Below are 15,706 nucleotides of genomic sequence, written 5' to 3'. Positions count from 1 at the left end.
CGGACAGCGCTACCAGTTCCAGACGGCCCTGTCGGCCGGCACGTCGTCCACCTTCACCGTGCGGGTCCACGATTCCCACGGCGGCCTCGGCATCTCGAACCCGCTGACCTTCACCATCCGTTAGCGCCTCGGCCCGGTGCCCAGCGGGCGATCAATCGTCTCCATCAAACTCGCTTTCGTCGACGAGGCCGCCTAGGAACGTCTCGAAGTCGGGGGCGATGACCGTGATCTGGTAGTTCCACTCCTGGTCGACGTGTACGACTGTCGGCTCGCCGGGGAATCGGTAGTCGAGGGCGATCATGTCGTGGCCCGCTGAGGGGCAGTCGACACCCGTCGTCCAGCGCCGAGCGCTACAGCTTCGCAGGGTCCAACCCCAGCACCATCGGCACCTCGTAGGGCCTCCATCCGGGCCGGTCACGTGTACTCGGGCCGGGACAAGTTCGCTGACAACAACCGTGACGAACATGGGAGCGAGTGCGACCCACCCCAAGACGGCGGCACGCACCAGGCGACGGAGGTCAACCAGGTCTACGTCTTGCGGAGCCTTCAATCGCCCGTGGGCTCGGGCCGAGCGAACCCGAACCTGTTGCGCTGGAACGGTTGGGACGACCGGCAACTGGCCGACCTCGGCTCGACGCTGCTGACGAAACGGCTGCTCGTCGAATCCGAGGCACCCGGACGCCGCCTCGCCGTCTTCAAGGTGCGCTGTTCTCCGCGTCGGTTGCGCCAGGTCAGCGCACCGAGCAGCTCGCCGGGAACGGCGACGTCGAAGCGGATCGGCGTCGCCTCGACATGCACCGGGCTCGCCCCGCATCCGCCGGCGCCGAGCATCGCCCAGTCGTCGTGACCGGGATAGGCCGGGTCGCGCCACGTTGCTGGAGCAGCGCCGCAACAGGCGCGCCGCTGCTTGTTGACGACACGGAGACGGCTCACCACGTAGACCACGCATCGGTCGACATGACGGGGCGGTGACATGCCGCGCGCGGGGACCTGAGCGAGAATGGGCCAGTTCGGACTCTGCGCAACCCTGGAAGGACCCTCCCTTGGCCGGTGGACTCGTAGCCCTGCTGGATGACGTGGCGGTGCTGGCCCGTGCCGCTGCCGCGTCGATCGATGACATCGGGGCGGCCGCCGCGAAGGCCGGCGCCAAGGCTGCGGGTGTCGTCGTCGACGATGCTGCCGTCACGCCGCAGTACGTGCGGAGCCTGGCGGCCGAGCGCGAATTGCCGATTATCAAGCGCATTGCCGTGGGGTCGCTGCGCAACAAGTTCTTCATCATCCTGCCGGCGGTGCTGCTGCTCAGTCAGTTCGTGCCCTGGCTGCTCACTCCGATCCTCATGCTCGGCGGCGCCTACCTCTGTTACGAAGGCGCGGAGAAGGTGTGGGCCAAGATCGCCCATCACGGTGCCCACGGCGCGGGCGAGCAAAAGGTGCAGGACGAGACGACACTGGTGTCCGGGGCGGTACGAACCGACCTGATCCTCTCGGCGGAGATCATGGTCATCAGCCTCAACGAGGTGATCGATGAGGCGTTCTGGTCCCGCCTGGCGATCCTGGCTGTGGTCGCCGTCGTCATAACCGTCTTGGTGTACGGCGTGGTGGCCCTGATCGTAAAGATGGACGACGCCGGGCTGCGCCTGTCGCAACGTTCCGGCGCCGTCGCCACGTTCGGCCGCGGTCTGGTGAGGGCGATGCCGGTGGTCCTCACCGTGCTGACGGTAGTCGGCACCGCGGCGATGCTGTGGGTGGGCGGGCACATCCTGCTGCTAGGCACGAACGAGCTGAACCTGCACTTCCTGTACGAGGCCGTGCACCACGTGGAGGTCGCCGCCCACGACGCCACGGGTGTTCTCGGCGGGCTCGTCGGCTGGCTCGTCAACACGGTGGCCAGCGCGATCCTCGGGCTGATCGTCGGAGCGCTGGTCGTGCTGGTCATGACTCTCACGCTCCACCGCCGCACATCCAAGGCTGCGGCTGCGACTGCGGCGGGCACGACTCGTGCTGACGGCACCATCCCCGCGCCGCCGAGCCGTGCAGCTCGGCGTCGCGACGCTCCTGCGGACCGAGCGCCGCGCGGTTGACCACAACACCATCGCAACTCCACCACGCGGTCAGGCGTCCTGGTGCCGAGCCGCGCTCAACCCGGCTGAGCTGCGCGGGTCGTCCCGGGCCGACCTGTGGCCCTTCGTGCTCTTCCTGGCCGCGGCGTGCTCACCGATGCCGGAGAGACGAGGGTCCTTGACCTCCGGTGATGGAGGTCGAGCGGTGCGGCGTGACCTCCCAGTAGAGGTCGAAGTGGTCAGGCGTGTCGTTCCGGGATGGCTGGCCTCGGCCGGCGTCTCGGTTCGCCTAAGGCCACGTCTGCAGGCATGCTGCAGATCGATGTGGAGCGTTGCGGGTGAGCTTGCTGGACTCCGCCGCAGTTCCGTCATTCGAGGCGCAGATCCCACCCGCAACGCCCTGAGCAGGCCCTTCAGCCTAGAGACCTCTTCGGCGGACCCGAAGAGGTCGGCCCGTTTGCTCCCGGTCGTCAGTCGAGCGGCGTCCGCTCATGCCGATGAGCGCACTCGATCTTTCGTCTCTTCGCGGCATCGTGGCTCTGGAACGTTGTCCGCTGTCGGGGTCAGGAGCGGCGCGGGCGACACGGCAAGCGACCAGGAGAGGGTGACCGACGCCGTATCGTCTTCCTTGACTGCTGTGATCGACCTCATCGATGGATACATGCATCGAGTGCTGAAGGGCAGAGAAGACCCGGTGAGGGTCGTCGGGGAGCTGATGTGTGCGCTGATCGACCTGCCCCCGCCCACGTCGGCCGCTTGTACAACATCTACGGGGACTTGTCGGACATTGTTGACGGCTACCCGTTCGACTACGGCGATGGCACCGAGATGATCGCCCAACGGGAGATTCGCGACGCTGCGTGGGACTGGTTGACCATTGCGCGCAATGCCGAGGGAATAAAGACCTACGTCGACCACTGGGTTGCGAGAATTGCAGCGTTACCGACGACCGACGGAGGACGGCCGTTCCGCCACCCCTGGGTTCAGTGACGCACGGTACCGGCACCGTGCGTGGGGCAGGCCGGCCTCCAGGCGTAGTGCCCGGACCCAACGCAGGGTGTCCGCACATGCCGCGATCCGTGCGCTACGCAGCGTCACGCGAAGTAGGGCAGGCGGCGTTCGGACTGGCCGATGAGCGGTCGTCCGGCAGGATGTGCGCATGGGGAAAGAGGCCGACAGCGCACGTGAGGCTCGCGTGGTCTCTCTGCTGGAGGACAACGTCAGGACCGAACTTCAGGTGACGAACAGCATGTTGGAGTTGGGTCTCAGCGACGCCACGATCGAACGGCTGATGGAAGGTGTCACCTCTGGACTGCTGTACGCCTTCAACATGGACTGGTCGCCCGACTGGGTGAAGCCTGGGCAGGTGCACGCATGGGAAGAAGGCGGGGCGTTTTTCGCCCGGTGTTCTGGGTGCCTGCGAGATTCTCCGCCTGCTGACAGCCGTGCGTCGGCCGAGGACTGGGCGCGTCAGCACGAGACTTTGCACTGACGAGGATCTCCGGCCCCGTACAGCGCGGCGTAAAGATCCTCGGCCGTTGCGCGGTCGAGCCGCAGAACGATGTCGTCCGGCATGCGCCGAACCAACTGGTCTTCCTTCCGGTGGCCTACCCAAGATCGGGTGCGCACATCTGCCGCCGAGCGGGGCGCGCCCCTGCCGGAGGTTCGCCCCGGGCCTGACGTTGCCCGGATGCCTCCTCGGCGGTGACGTTCGGGTGGCGTCAAGGCAGACGTCGGTGGCGATGTTGGTCGTCGTGGGGCTGCTATCCGAAGGGGGTGGGCGGGCCAGTGAAGGCGTGGTCGCGGGGAGTCAGGCGGTGGCGCGGTCCAGCTGCGCGAAGCACCACGTCGAGGACCTGGTCGGGGTTGGCAGCGTAGCTTGCGCTGAACCAGGCCATGTTCGCCTCCACCACGGCCCAGTGTTCGTCGCCGCGGTCGGCGTTGCTGGCCAGGCCGACATCGACGACGACGGCGCTGGGGAGGCTGGCGGCGCAGGCACCGAGCAGGCTGGCGGCGAAGTCGAGCACCGCGGCGCGATGCGGGCCGGCGTCGAGGGGGGCCGAGTCGAGCCGTCCGTTGGTGGCGTAACGGCTGGCGGCGTGCACGGCGGCGTCGAGGACGAACAGCCGGTACTCCACCAGGAATGTCACGATTTCGCTGACCAGCACCGGAGTGTCCGGGTGGTAGCGCTCGGCACGGGGCAGGCGGGAGCCGTCGGCGTAGACGCCGGCTGTCAGGGTCTTGTCTCTGGGCGGTTTGACGAACGTCGGCGTACGGAGCCATCGGGCTTCGGCGAGTGTGGTGAGGGTGATGTCCCGGTGGGTGTACTCGTACGGCAGCTGCACCAGCCAGTCGTCGGCCGGTTCGAGCAGTGCCAGGTCGAGGTCCGTCGCGACGGCAGCAGCGAAGTTCGGTCCGCCGTAGAGGTGCCCGCCTCGGGCCTGCCGCAGTTGGGCTGGTACCGACGGGCTGGGCAGGTGCTCCACTGCCAGGCCCCGTCGCCGGGCCGATTCAGCAAGCAGTTCGGCGGTGCTGTCGAGACGCGGCGGCAGCACCAGGAAGTCAGCGACCGGGGCGGCGATGGTCATGACTAACGATTCTGAGGACTCGTCACGTAGTCGTCGATTGATTATCCTCGCCGCTCCCGATGGCGAGAGTCACGTTGTAACCCTCGCACCGCCCGCCGGGTGAGGGTCCCGTGGCGTCGCGGCACACGACGGCTCCAGACACCAGTTGCATCCGCATTTGCCGCGATCCGCTCGCCGCCGGCCTCACGACGGGTCGGGCTGGCTGGCGGCCGGACATGGCGATGTGCGGACGTCGTTGCAATGCTTTCTTCTGCCTGGCACTGGCACCGTGGCGGCTCAGTCCCACCAGAACGACCACCAGGCCCGGTTCGTGAGGCTCTCGGCGTAACGGATGAGGGTGTCCGTGCTGGACTGCCACACGTTGTCGGGGCAGAACGCAAAGTGTTCCGCAGCGACGCGCTGCGCGTGGTCTGCATCGGTGGGTGGAGCGGCGACGCTGAGGTATAGCTCGGCTGGTCCGAGGCCGACGACTCTGGCACCGAAACGTTCTTCCCAGCTGCGCAGCACCGTGCTGAACTGCGCGGTGTCGTTCTCGTAGTTCAACGGCCCACCCCACCCCAGATCGGCCGGGGCATCCGCGCTGCGGGAACTGGCACTCAGCCCGAGGCGCGGCGCGGTCAGCCACGAGTCGGCCATCAAATGGTCCGCGAACTCGGCAGCCCGAGTCGCGGGATTTTCCTGCAGCGTTCCGGCAAGTGCGAGCCCAGGCCACCGATTGCCAAACGGCGCCGTGACGGCCAGCCGCTCCGGCGCGCTGAGCATGTCGTCCTCATCCACCGTTGTGTAGACAGACCACCACCCCGCCAGCAGTACGTCAGCGTCATGATCGCCCGGCCTGGACTTGATGAGACCCGGGTCGAGTTCACCGGTCGTCCAAGGGCTGCCCGGCTCGTACAAACTGCCTCCGAGGAGCAGTGGCCACAGACCTGTCCGGCCATGGAGCGCCTGAAGTGAGCCCCACAGACCCGCGTCCGGACGTGTGTCGCTGATCCACAGGATCGGCTCCTCGAGAACGCCGGCCTCGGTCTCGTGCACGGCTCGCCCCGGCGGAAGGTCGAGGCTAAGGGAGCCGCTGCCCGAGTCGTCTCGAAGGTACGTCCACGAATTGCCCGTCATCGGACGCAGGGTACAGACCCGCTAAGACAATCAGAGCCACTCGCCTCGTCCGCTGTCCGCTTTTGCCGCCGTCAGGGTGTGACAGCTGTCGGGCGGCGCCCTCGGGCTGGTCAGCTCACGACCGGGGCGTCGAGATAGCCGACGTCTGTGGAGCCCGACGCGAGGTGGACGCGATATCCCAGTGCCGCAAGACCTGGGCGATCTTCGCGGCGCCGGCCGGGTTGGCGGAGTGGACGTTGATGACGCCGACGTCGAAGGGGCGCTTGTCGAAGGCGGCCCGTTCCAGGACCTCCACGACCGGCCAGATCGTGTCGTCCCCGCCTAGATCGTGGTCAAGCCACAGTTCGTCCAGGCGCCGGTTCCGGTACGGATCGAGGAGTTGAACTCCGGCGGTGCTGGTGCGGGCCACCTCAGCGCTACGGCCGTCCACGAACGAGCGGAGGTCATCGACCAGGACGATCGTTCGGCGGCTATCCACGCGATGATGATGCCTGACACCCGCACGATCCGACATCCGGATTTGCCGCTGGTCGGGCGCCCGCCTCTGCGTCTCGGTCAGGAACGAGCGGCGCTGGCCTTGAGGCTCCGCAACTGTGCGACCTTGCGCTCGGCGTCCTGGCGTGAGTATGAGCCGAGCGCTGAGAGAGGCATGGCGTCGTCGCCGAGGTGGAGGACGGGAGCGTAGAGCGGCAAGCCTGCCCGTATGTCGATCTGTTCGCAGTCGACCGACTGGATCGCGCTCCAGGGTGTGACCTGGTCACGGCTGTCGAAGCCGCGGATACGGACACCGTCGCCGCCGATTACCACGCCGAGTCGAAGAGCTCGCCAGATTCCGGCCAGGCCGCTCGTGACGAGTAGGCCTCCCAGCACGATGCCGAACCAGTCGCGCTCTGCCAGTACGCCCCCGGAGGTGAAGTACGTGACGCCCAGCAGGGTCCATACAGCGAAGATCACGACTAGGACCGGAATCTGGACGCGTGGCCTGATGACGATGCGGTGCATGGCGGAACATGCTACGCAGGCTTGTCCGGCCAATTGGCGTAGTCCAGTCCGGCTGCGGCGTTGGGGACCAACGGATCGTCGTCACGATCGGTGCACGGATCTTCCGCTGACATGGCGCGGCGATCGTGAGCGTGCTGCCCGATCGACCGATGTGGCTGCGGGAGCAGTGCTGGCACCAACCGAACACTGGCCGGCAGCCCGCAGTTCCGCCCCCGGCGGACTCGATCGGCCGCGACCCACGGGACCGGTGGTACGGGGGTCTGCTCATCGCGATCGCGACATCGATCGCGGCGAGAATCCTCCTGTGCGGACTACGACAGCCACTCGGCGGCTGGTACCTGCCCGACGAACCCACCAACTGAGTGCCTCAGCCCAGCCCATGATCACCACCCGTTTGGCTACGAGTGCTGAACTTTTGGATCGTAGGGATCAGCCGCGGCCGGCGACCTCTACGAGAGTCTCCGGAGCGAGGGGCTTTCCGGTGACGTCGAGTGGCGTCATCGGAACTGCCCGATCGGTCGATCGGATCACCGACGTCGAGACGAGGAACACTCCGGAGTGAACCCGGGCGCGCACAGGTGTAGGCGACCCGACCGCGACGGCCGTCGCGCCAGCAAGGGACAACTGGCCCACTAGCCCATTGAGGACCTCGCTCACGCTGGACTGGTCGCCGCCACTGCCTGCTCCGGCGGCTGCCTGGTGCCGACCGGACAGCATGCTCTCGACATACCAGCCGGACGGCCCGGTCCAGAGCCGTAACGTGTGCTCGTCGTCGAGCGAGACCGTGTCGGCCAGGACATAGCCAGCTGGTGGTTGCCAGTCGCGCTCAGGTACAGCAGGGTTCGGGGCGACGCTGATGACCGCCGCGACGGCCAGGCAGACGGCCGCCAGCCCGATCAGGCTATGCATGTTCGAGCGGAATCCGGCGATGCCCATGATGCGATGCTCGCAGCAATCGGGGTCAGTCGGAGTGTCGGATCTTTCGCATGAGCATCGCCCACACTCCGTATCCGGAACCGACGTTGCCGGTGATCGTGCCAGCGGCCGAGCCCATAAACAGGGCGTTCGCGCAGTCCGGGCAAACTTGCCGGCCGGTGATGGTCTTCTCGAACGGCTTGCTCACGCGCCGACCGCAGTCAGGGCAATCCCTGCCAGACAATCCCATTGACGCCTCCTCCAACAGATGCTCGAGAGGATATCTCTGCGTCTTCATCGTCGAGGTCGCCGACGAGCAGCAAACCGCTGTAACTGCGACGGTGTATTCAGGCAGGATCATGGGCCGTGACACTCGTCCTGCCGCCGCGCCTGACAGCCTCGGCTCAGAGCTTGCGCGACGCCGCTCATCGACGCGGACTACGCACCGTCCAGCTGCACACCTTCGAAGTACCCGCCGGGTTGCGTGCTGATCACCTTCACGCGGGACCGAGCTTCGCCGACGTCGTCGCACCGGTGCTCGGGATCGCGCCCCTGGAAGCTGAACCTGGCTGGCTGACTAGCCTTCCTCGTGAACTCACCGGCCGCGAGATCACTATGGTCGCCATTGGCGAGGCCTACGAACTCCGTCGACCGGCGTTCATCAAGTCGCCCAACGACAAGAACATCCCGGCGATGATCTACACCGATGGTTCCCGCCTGCCCGGCCCGGATGCTGTCGACCGGCGGACTCCAGTGCTCGTCAGCGACATCGTCGACATCACCGCCGAGTACCGGCTACACGTGCTCGACGCTGCTGTCTACACAGGCAGCCAGTACGCCGCGCACGGCCGGTTGCACCTCGGCCCTGCGTCGACCGACGCGCTAGCCTTCGGCACCGATCTCATCGCCGGATATGGGCACACGTTGCCCTCCGCCATCGTCGTAGACGTAGGACTGGTCGATGGCCACTGGGCCGTGATCGAGGCGAATGCCGCATGGGCCAGCGGCGCCTACGTAGCGGATCCAGACCTGGTCCTCGATGTCGTCCTCCGAGCGGCCAGCCCAACGGCTTCGGTGACCGCCCGCGACAGACAGTTCATCCGACGGCCTCAGCCGACCGCTGCGCTTTAAGCCAGCAGGTCCATACCGGTGTACTGATCTGGCTCCCTTCTGTGTCAAGACACCGCCGGGAGGAGAGTTCTATCCCGGGTCTCGGCGGGTCCGGGAAGTGACTTCTCCGAAGAGCCGGCTGGGGATGCGAGTCGATCACGCTGGAGCCAGTTGTCGTTCCCGTTGTCCTCCCGCCCGCATCGCTTCCATCGACGTCTTGCCGGTGGTCTTCTTCCGGTCGAAGTAGGCGCGTAGCGCTTGTGCGGGTCCATACCGATGACCACACGATCTGACGTAACACTCAACGCGTCCTCCGATGCTCGATCCACCTGGGTTGTCGAGCCGGGAGGGCAACGCTACTTCGAGCCGAACAAACCCCTCTTGAGCCTCTCCCCGCCCTGGGGGCGACGCCCAGGCCGCGCAGGCCAAATGAGAGCCACACGACCAGCGTGGGCAGCCGAAATGAGAGCGACAGCCCGGGCGCCTCGACCGAAGCCTGGCCGGGCCACGGTCGCAGGTCAATGAAACATGTAGCCGAGGGGCGGATGTTCGCGGTGGTCGCGCGCCTTTTCCATGTCTAGACTCCACCGATGCATGACGGCGGCACCCTGTTGCGGATGATCGGGGCCTCGCAGGAATCAACCAGGAGCTGAGCGGTTCACTGCTTGGCCGTCGAGATAGCCGACCTCGGGTGAGCCCGACGCGACACGGACGTAATACCCCCAGCGTCTTAGGACCAGGGCGACCTTCGCGGCGCCGGCCGGGTTGGCGGAGTGGACGTTGATGACACCGACGTCAAGGGGGCGTTTGTCGAAGGCCGCCCGTTCCAGGACCTCCACGACCGGCCAGATCGTGTCGTCCCCGCCGAGGTCATGGTCCAGCCACAGTTCATCCAAGCGCCGGTCCCGGTACCGACCGAGGAGTTCAACTCCGGCGTCGCTGGTGCGGGCCACCTCGGCGATACGGCCATCCACAAACGAACGCAGGTCATCAACCATGACGATCGTTCGGCGGGCGTTCACACGATGATGATGCCTGCCGGGAGACCCTTTCGGTGGATCCGAAGATGTTAGTCATGGTGCTCCCAGTCATCAGCCGGGCGACGTCCGCTCATGTCGAATTGAGTGGGTGTCACCGATCACTCTGGGCCGGTCTCGTGGCCGAGGTTAAGCCAGAAGCGCAGGCCCGGCTCATGCCATCAATCGAGGCAGTGGACGTGGACGACGATGTGCTGTGGCTGATCGCCCGTGTCCCGGTGTAGGACCTCAAGCTCGATTCGGTGCCGGTCCTCTGAGACGGGGTCGTCCTTCTCGCCGGCCAGGCAGGTTGGATAGGTACCGTCGTTGTGCAGTGTCCCGCTAACGTCCTGCCAGCTTTCGGCGATTACTGAGTAGATCGTGTCGCCATCGAGAGGGCCCCGTAGGGCCCCGTCTTCCTCAAAGGCGATGGACCTGGTCTGGTCGTTCGACCAGGTGACCGTCCCAACGAGCAGCTCCGGCTGGGCGGTGTTCGGATCGTCGGCAAGCTTGGCCGCCCCGAAGCCGCCGACCAGCCCTACGGCGACCAGCGCTAGGGAGAACGCAATCGTTGCGAGGCGACGATTTGGCGGGGTAGCGACCGCAGCTTGCAGCGCGTCGGCGGATGCCACTGGCATGCCTGCAAGGTACGCGATTGGCGCCCACAGGGCTGACCCAAAGCGCACTCTCATGCCGCTGATAGGGCGCCGCGTCCGTGACGGTGCTTCCAAGCGACCAATGTGGGCGCTGAAACCAACGCTGGTAACAGCTTGGTCTAGGGGTGCCAGCTCACGATCAGTCGGTGGTCACCGGTCTGGCTCGAGCCGGTTTGGGGAAGCCGACTGAGACAACGGAGTGCTTCGGAGCCACGGGCAGCAGTTGACAGTGCCCTATGCATCCTGGCAGGGGAGTGCGCGCAGGTCACGGCGGTAGGGCGCGGCGCTCGGCCCTGGCCTGGGTGCCACGCTTGGGCCCGACGCTGACCGCGCCTCAGCCGCTCATGCCGCCGAGAGGTCGCTATTGGGCGGCCGCTTGCCGTCGGACCTCGGGGCCTGAACACTTCGCCACCTGATCGGCAATGTCAGGGTGAAGCGCGGACTTTGCCGAGGAGGGCCATGGCTTCGGATGCGGATTTGATAGGCCGGTCGCTGGATGGCGATGTCGACGCCTTCGTAGAGGTGGTCGAGCGTCATGAGGCCGCCGTCGGTTCGTACCTCGTTCGCCGGGCTGGGCGGGATGCGGCTGAGGACCTCCTGGGCGAGGTTTGGGTTGCGGCGTTCGAGTCGCGGCGATCGTACGACCGGTCGTACAACGATGCGCGGCCGTGGCTGTACGGGGTGGCATTGAATCGCTTGCGGCGCTACTGGCGGTCCCGGCCCGCCGAGGACCTGGTCGCGGACGTGCCGGACGTGGCTACTGGATGGGATCCATGGTCGGCGGTGGACCTCGGCGTGGACGCCCGGGCGGTGCTCCGGTCGGCCCTGACGCGGCTCAAACCCGAAGAGCGGGAGGTCCTGAGGCTCGTCGCCTGGGAGGACCTGACCGCAGCCGACGCCGCGCGGGCACTCGGCATACCGGCCGGCACCGCGCGGCGGCTGCTGAGCCAGGCCAGGACGGCATTGCGCGACGCCCCGGGGGTGTCCGCGCTTCTGAAGGACCGCAACAGCGCGAAGGAGAGACACCGATGACCGACGAGCTCGATCTGGTCGGTGCGTTGGGCAACGCAGAACCACTACGCCCGGAGGCGTATCAGCGGGCGCGGGCGGTGCTGCGGGCGGCTATGGCCGACCCCGGAACCGTGCGGCTGCTGGGCGCGATATCAGCGGCGGACACGACTATGGAGGCGACTTCAACCATGGAAACGACGACAACCACGCGAGACCACGAATCCAGCCCGGCGCTTCAGCGCCGCCGCCGCATCGGTACCGCGGGCCGATTGGGCATCGGCGCCGGGGTGGGGGTTGCCGCCGCGGCGGCAGTCGTCGCTGTGGTGCTCAACTCGCCGGCGACCGGGGGCATGGAGGCCGGCAAGGATTCGTCAGCCGCCACCTCGGGCTCGACCAGCGTTGACGGGTCGGCCGAGCGCGCGCCGCTGATGACCCTGGCCGGGTCCATCAAGACGGTCACCCCGTCGGCGGGCGACGCGTGGCTGGTGAAGGCGACGCAGGTCCACGGTGCCAAGACCATGCAGGTCGTCTACACGCTGTACACCGACGGTCACGCGATCTATACGGGCAACAGCGTGAGGGACATCAAGCGTGCGATCGCCCGTCACCAGGACCAGATGACGGACGGCGGCTACGCTCCGCTCCTCAAGGCAGCCGTCGCCGCGGCGGACAGCAGCCCAGCCGACGGCCGGACCCAGATGCTCAAGGCAGCCAAGGATCCGCTGGTGGGTCTCGACCCCGCAGCGCAAAAGGCGGTGTGGGACAAGCAGCAGGCGGCCGCTCAGGTGATCATCAAGCAGAAGGGCGGCAACGCCAAGCCGAAGCCGTACAGCCCCCAGGCCGTACAGCGGCACTTCGACAACGCCCTGTGGACGTACAGCACCCAAGCGCTGTCCGCTGGCGACGGCAACACGCAGGTCCGGGCCGGTGTGCTGCGTCTGCTGTCCACCATATCCGCGGTCAGCGTCAAGAACTCGACCACCCACGGCAACGCCACGCTGACGATCACCGCCGGCCCCGAGGTGTTCGGCGGCGAGGGCAGCGAGGTGCTGACCATTGACGCCAAGACCGGCATGCTGGTCAAGGACGTCTCCACCGTGCCGGGCCTCCCGCAGGCCTCCACGACGTACGAATCTTCCCGCGTGACGAAGGCCGACCTGTAGGCCGGGAACTCCCACCCGCCAGCATTCCGGCAGACGGGCGTAACACGGCCCGGCGTTCGGTAACGGTGCGGGCCGCCTCCAGGCGGCCCGCACCGTCGTTTTGTTTGTTCGCGCGGCCCGTGCCTGATTGCGATGATCGACGCGTGACGACGTTCGAGATCGCTTGGTGAGGCTCGGTGCCAGACCAGTGCGGCTCATGCGTGGGTATCACTACTGCCAGTTCCGCGAGGCAGCGGTCGAGCCTCTGCGCGTGATTCGGGCCGACATTCTGCTCTACGAAGCTCCCGATGTTGCGCGCGGGAACGGCGAGATCTGGCTCACCGGAGTGGACGGGACGAACTTCGCTGCACCGGTGCTGATCGGCCACTACGTTGAAGAGCATCGCTACCTGTCACCTGATGGCTTCATCGAGGCGGTTCGGACCGGTGTCCCCACCTCCGGCGTCGCATAGTGAGGATCCGGCTTCTGCCGCGCTCGGCTGGCAAGTGAAGGTCAGCCGCACCGGCACCGCAAGAAGTTGGCCCGACCTCCTGCACGGTGCTACCAGTGAGGGTGTCCCCGTCTCCGGAGGTGCACTCTTCGCCCGCGCCGGTAACCAACTCATCATGGTAAACCGGGCCGGGGAGACCGCCGGTTGCGTGCGACTGCCAGCACCCATCGACCGGCTACTTCCCGACGGTCGATCCCTGGTACACGCCATCGGCAAAGGCCACCTCACCACGATCGACATCTCGACTACGCCGACGTGAGCACAGCTCCCGCTCGGCATCCGGATTTGCCGCCACCCGTGCCTGGCACCCTCTGAACCATCACCCCTCGCGGGTGCGCCCAGGCGGCTTCAGTCCGGATCCCCGCATCGGACACCGACGCTTTCTATCTCTCCGCTGCGAACCAGTTCTCGGATCGCTATGGTCATGGCCGACACACCCGGTTCCGGCACGATCAGCTGGTCAACGGCCCAGAAGTAACTGCCGTTCGCGACTTCGCCGGTCTTCTTCCAACTCGCAAGCAGGCGGCGGACCTCGTCGACGGTGAAGATCGTCAGGGCCCAACTGGAGCCGTCAGGAAGATCGACGATGGCATCCACGTTGGCTAGAGACTCGTCGGTGTCCGTGTGGGGATTGAGAAGGAACCGTGCCACGAAGGTCGGTTCCGTGATGGTCACGTACGGATCGGTGTTGCCCATGAACGCCCATCATGCCGTACCGAAGTCGAACGTCATCGAGGGATTGTGCGTGCAGTGCGGTGTAGGTCCGGCGTTGGTCGAGGCGGCTCCGGGATTCGGGCTTGTCAGGCCGTCAGGCAGGTGCCGAGGCGCTCCAGAGGTGAAGTGCTCGGTAGCGAAGCGGCTGGGAGAGTTCGCGCGAGTCCTTCATGTCGGCCAGTGCTTTCCCCATGCGGTGAGCGCGAACCGCACGAGGGCGGGTAGCGGTGTGTCGGCTATCGACACGTCAGCCAACTCCGCACTGACGGCGCTCGGGGTGCGCTCCAGCAGTGGTAACAGCCACACCAGCCGGTCGGCGGCCGGGTAGACCAACCCGTCGGCAGCGCCATGGATTAGCCAAGTGCCGACACCATCCCGCACGAGGAGCAGGCCGTTGCTGATCCTTAACGTCAGATAGGGACCATCGCCGGCAGAGCTCATACCCAACACCCTGCTATGCCTTGGTATGACGCGGCATCCGAGAAAGACGGTCGGTTGTCACCGTCCTCGTCGGCGTTCTCCCGGGTGTCGATGCCGAAGTCGACGAGTCAGAAGCTGTTACTTGACGGTGTTCAGTTCGTGGGGGAGAGCCGGCCTACCTCGTCGCCGTGGGCGGTGAGAAGCACGAGGACATTGCCGTCGAGACCGGCTCGTCTGGCCGTTGTGAGCCATTGGTCGATCGGTACGCTGTCGGCGCAGAACGCCAGCGTGGTTGGTCTTGCGGTGGCGAGCAGGGTGCCGCCGGCAGCGGTAACCCATCGGCCGGTCTGGTCGTTGCAGCCGTCGGATGCGTGCCACTCACCGTCTGTGGTGAACTCCAGGTAGGCCGCCTTGTGTCCGCTCTTGGGCGTCCAACGGCCCATCGGCTGGTGCTGGTCTGCGGGTACGAGCGTCGCCGGTAGTTCGACGGCTGGCGCCAGGGCCCGTCGAGCCTCGTCGGTGACCACCGGCGGTTCCAGCACGGATTCGGCCTTGTCGGGTTCGGGGGTCGGTGTCGCGCCGGGGATCAGCTGGGCGACCGCTTGCCCTCGTCCGTCGAGAAGTACTGGCATACCCGCGCCGTCGAACTGGTAGGCGGTCACGCTCCGCAGCCACCCGGGTGTCTCTTGACTAGCCTTGGCGCATCCAGGCGTGGCTTCGACGACGGCCGTCGAAGCCGACCAGATGTCGGCGAGGAAAACACCTTCATCGTTGGCCCGCCAGGATCCGCCCAGGGTGCCGCAGCGGCTACCGATCAAGTGCAGGTCACTGTCTGCGAGGCGCAGGATCTTGCCCGCGCCGGGGTCAGCAACGTCAACGAGCGTCCAGGAGCCGATCAGCATCTCCGGCGTTAAGGGCACCACTGCCCTCGTGGTGTCCGTGACCGCGTTCTTGGGTCTGCTGCCTCCGGGTGGCCCCTGCCTCGCGCATCCGCTGAACAGCACACCCATCACCACCATCGTCGCCAGGTGGCCCTGATGCGCCTTGCGGCATCTCATCCTTTGGTCTCCCAGCTCCTTCAGACACCGTCGGGCCGGGACCGGGCGCGCTCGGCTAGCGACAGGTGCTCTTCTTCTGTCAACGGCTGGTAGGAGCGTTGGATGCGCCCACGATCTCGTCGGACCGCGACCCACCGCACTAGCTGCCCCCGAAAAGAAGGGGCGAGCGAGCTGTCAACCCGCAGATTTTGCGGAGGTGGTGGGTGACGGCGCTGGGGTTCGCCGTCTGAGCGCTCGGCGGCCACTGGCCCGACAGTTCATCCAGACGGTGAGGAATGTACTGATCTAGTAGCAACGCCGTTCAGTTAAGTGGTTGGTGTGGTCGTCAAGGGTCGGGGATGACGATGTCGATACTGGTGGTGGCTTGGTAGCTGCGCCGGTCGATGG

At 66.5% G+C, this 15,706-nt stretch carries 18 protein-coding genes and 2 pseudogenes; 8 read left to right on the top strand and 12 right to left on the bottom strand.

The annotated features are described in order from the left end of the window. Positions 1-151: 151 nt before the first annotated feature. Positions 152-325: pseudogene (locus tag AB0C20_RS29710) on the bottom strand (SMI1/KNR4 family protein); the annotation flags it as partial. Positions 326-556: 231 nt separating this feature from the next. Between AB0C20_RS29710 and AB0C20_RS29705 the strand changes: the two are divergent. The 4 genes from AB0C20_RS29705 to AB0C20_RS29690 all read left to right on the top strand — a co-directional run bounded on the left by AB0C20_RS29705 (position 557) and on the right by AB0C20_RS29690 (position 3,552). Beyond that, the gene (locus tag AB0C20_RS29705) at positions 557-847 is read left to right on the top strand and encodes a hypothetical protein (protein WP_357178054.1); all 291 of its coding nucleotides are present in this window, start codon (positions 557-559) and stop codon (positions 845-847) included. Positions 848-1,043: 196 nt separating this feature from the next. Then, positions 1,044-2,081: a DUF808 domain-containing protein gene (locus AB0C20_RS29700; RefSeq protein ID WP_357178052.1), complete on the top strand. Its 1,038-nt coding sequence runs from the start codon at positions 1,044-1,046 to the stop codon at positions 2,079-2,081. 735 nt (positions 2,082-2,816) lie between these two features. Further along, a complete protein-coding gene (locus AB0C20_RS29695) occupies positions 2,817-3,050 on the top strand; it encodes a hypothetical protein (RefSeq protein WP_357178049.1) in 234 nt (77 codons plus the stop codon). 169 nt (positions 3,051-3,219) lie between these two features. After that, positions 3,220-3,552, top strand: coding sequence for a hypothetical protein (locus tag AB0C20_RS29690; RefSeq protein ID WP_357569190.1), 333 nt, complete (start codon positions 3,220-3,222; stop codon positions 3,550-3,552). A 271-nt stretch (positions 3,553-3,823) separates the two neighbouring features. Here AB0C20_RS29690 and AB0C20_RS29685 read toward each other — a convergent pair whose 3' ends face one another. From AB0C20_RS29685 to AB0C20_RS29660, 6 genes and pseudogenes are all read right to left on the bottom strand, one after another. After that, positions 3,824-4,648 carry an ATP-grasp domain-containing protein gene (locus AB0C20_RS29685; RefSeq protein ID WP_357569189.1) on the bottom strand — a complete coding sequence of 275 codons (825 nt, stop codon included), beginning with the start codon at positions 4,646-4,648 and terminating at the stop codon, positions 3,824-3,826. 276 nt (positions 4,649-4,924) lie between these two features. Then, positions 4,925-5,764 (bottom strand): DUF4253 domain-containing protein, encoded by an 840-nt coding sequence (locus tag AB0C20_RS29680; RefSeq protein WP_357569188.1) that lies wholly within the window; start codon positions 5,762-5,764, stop codon positions 4,925-4,927. Positions 5,765-5,874: 110 nt separating this feature from the next. Next, positions 5,875-6,242 (bottom strand): annotated as a pseudogene (locus tag AB0C20_RS29675) (cyclic-phosphate processing receiver domain-containing protein). A 77-nt stretch (positions 6,243-6,319) separates the two neighbouring features. Then, positions 6,320-6,766 carry a PH domain-containing protein gene (locus AB0C20_RS29670; RefSeq protein WP_357569187.1) on the bottom strand — a complete coding sequence of 149 codons (447 nt, stop codon included), beginning with the start codon at positions 6,764-6,766 and terminating at the stop codon, positions 6,320-6,322. 429 nt (positions 6,767-7,195) lie between these two features. Beyond that, entirely contained in the window at positions 7,196-7,702 is a 507-nt protein-coding gene (locus tag AB0C20_RS29665) for a hypothetical protein (RefSeq protein WP_357569186.1), read from the bottom strand. Between the two features lie 25 nt (positions 7,703-7,727). Beyond that, entirely contained in the window at positions 7,728-7,889 is a 162-nt protein-coding gene (locus AB0C20_RS29660; RefSeq protein WP_238684360.1) for a hypothetical protein, read from the bottom strand. 158 nt (positions 7,890-8,047) lie between these two features. Between AB0C20_RS29660 and AB0C20_RS29655 the strand changes: the two genes are divergently transcribed. After that, positions 8,048-8,812 carry an ATP-grasp domain-containing protein gene (locus AB0C20_RS29655; protein ID WP_357569185.1) on the top strand — a complete coding sequence of 255 codons (765 nt, stop codon included), beginning with the start codon at positions 8,048-8,050 and terminating at the stop codon, positions 8,810-8,812. Positions 8,813-9,429: 617 nt separating this feature from the next. On the opposite strand, the gene AB0C20_RS29650 is transcribed toward AB0C20_RS29655, so the two are convergent. Together AB0C20_RS29650 and AB0C20_RS29645 are read right to left on the bottom strand one after the other, a co-directional pair. Continuing rightward, positions 9,430-9,813 carry a cyclic-phosphate processing receiver domain-containing protein gene (locus tag AB0C20_RS29650; RefSeq protein ID WP_357569184.1) on the bottom strand — a complete coding sequence of 128 codons (384 nt, stop codon included), beginning with the start codon at positions 9,811-9,813 and terminating at the stop codon, positions 9,430-9,432. A gap of 176 nt (positions 9,814-9,989) precedes the next feature. Next, positions 9,990-10,445 carry a hypothetical protein gene (locus tag AB0C20_RS29645; RefSeq protein WP_357569183.1) on the bottom strand — a complete coding sequence of 152 codons (456 nt, stop codon included), beginning with the start codon at positions 10,443-10,445 and terminating at the stop codon, positions 9,990-9,992. A 477-nt stretch (positions 10,446-10,922) separates the two neighbouring features. Between AB0C20_RS29645 and AB0C20_RS29640 the strand changes: the two genes are divergently transcribed. The 3 genes from AB0C20_RS29640 (at position 10,923) to AB0C20_RS29630 (ending at position 13,088) form a co-directional block, all read left to right on the top strand. Next, on the top strand, positions 10,923-11,495 hold the full coding sequence (locus tag AB0C20_RS29640) for a sigma-70 family RNA polymerase sigma factor (protein WP_145780037.1): 573 nt from the start codon (positions 10,923-10,925) through the stop codon (positions 11,493-11,495). Next, positions 11,492-12,637 (top strand): hypothetical protein, encoded by a 1,146-nt coding sequence (locus tag AB0C20_RS29635; protein WP_357178026.1) that lies wholly within the window; start codon positions 11,492-11,494, stop codon positions 12,635-12,637. Before AB0C20_RS29640 ends, AB0C20_RS29635 begins: the two co-directional genes overlap by 4 nt. A gap of 250 nt (positions 12,638-12,887) precedes the next feature. Next, on the top strand, positions 12,888-13,088 hold the full coding sequence (locus AB0C20_RS29630) for a hypothetical protein (RefSeq protein WP_357569182.1): 201 nt from the start codon (positions 12,888-12,890) through the stop codon (positions 13,086-13,088). A 387-nt stretch (positions 13,089-13,475) separates the two neighbouring features. Here AB0C20_RS29630 and AB0C20_RS29625 read toward each other — a convergent pair whose 3' ends face one another. From AB0C20_RS29625 to AB0C20_RS29615, 3 genes are all read right to left on the bottom strand, one after another. Further along, the gene (locus AB0C20_RS29625) at positions 13,476-13,823 is read right to left on the bottom strand and encodes a hypothetical protein (RefSeq protein WP_357569181.1); all 348 of its coding nucleotides are present in this window, start codon (positions 13,821-13,823) and stop codon (positions 13,476-13,478) included. A 186-nt stretch (positions 13,824-14,009) separates the two neighbouring features. After that, complete coding sequence (locus AB0C20_RS29620; RefSeq protein WP_357569180.1) at positions 14,010-14,282, bottom strand: hypothetical protein; 273 nt, start codon at positions 14,280-14,282, stop codon at positions 14,010-14,012. A gap of 131 nt (positions 14,283-14,413) precedes the next feature. Continuing rightward, the gene (locus tag AB0C20_RS29615) at positions 14,414-15,319 is read right to left on the bottom strand and encodes an META domain-containing protein (protein ID WP_357569179.1); all 906 of its coding nucleotides are present in this window, start codon (positions 15,317-15,319) and stop codon (positions 14,414-14,416) included. Positions 15,320-15,706: the final 387 nt, after the last annotated feature.

Source organism: Micromonospora sp. NPDC048843 (assembly GCF_040649965.1).
GTDB lineage: Bacteria > Actinomycetota > Actinomycetes > Mycobacteriales > Micromonosporaceae > Micromonospora > Micromonospora hortensis.
Note: the sequence above shows the minus strand (reverse complement) of the source record. Positions and strands in the feature narration are given on the sequence as shown.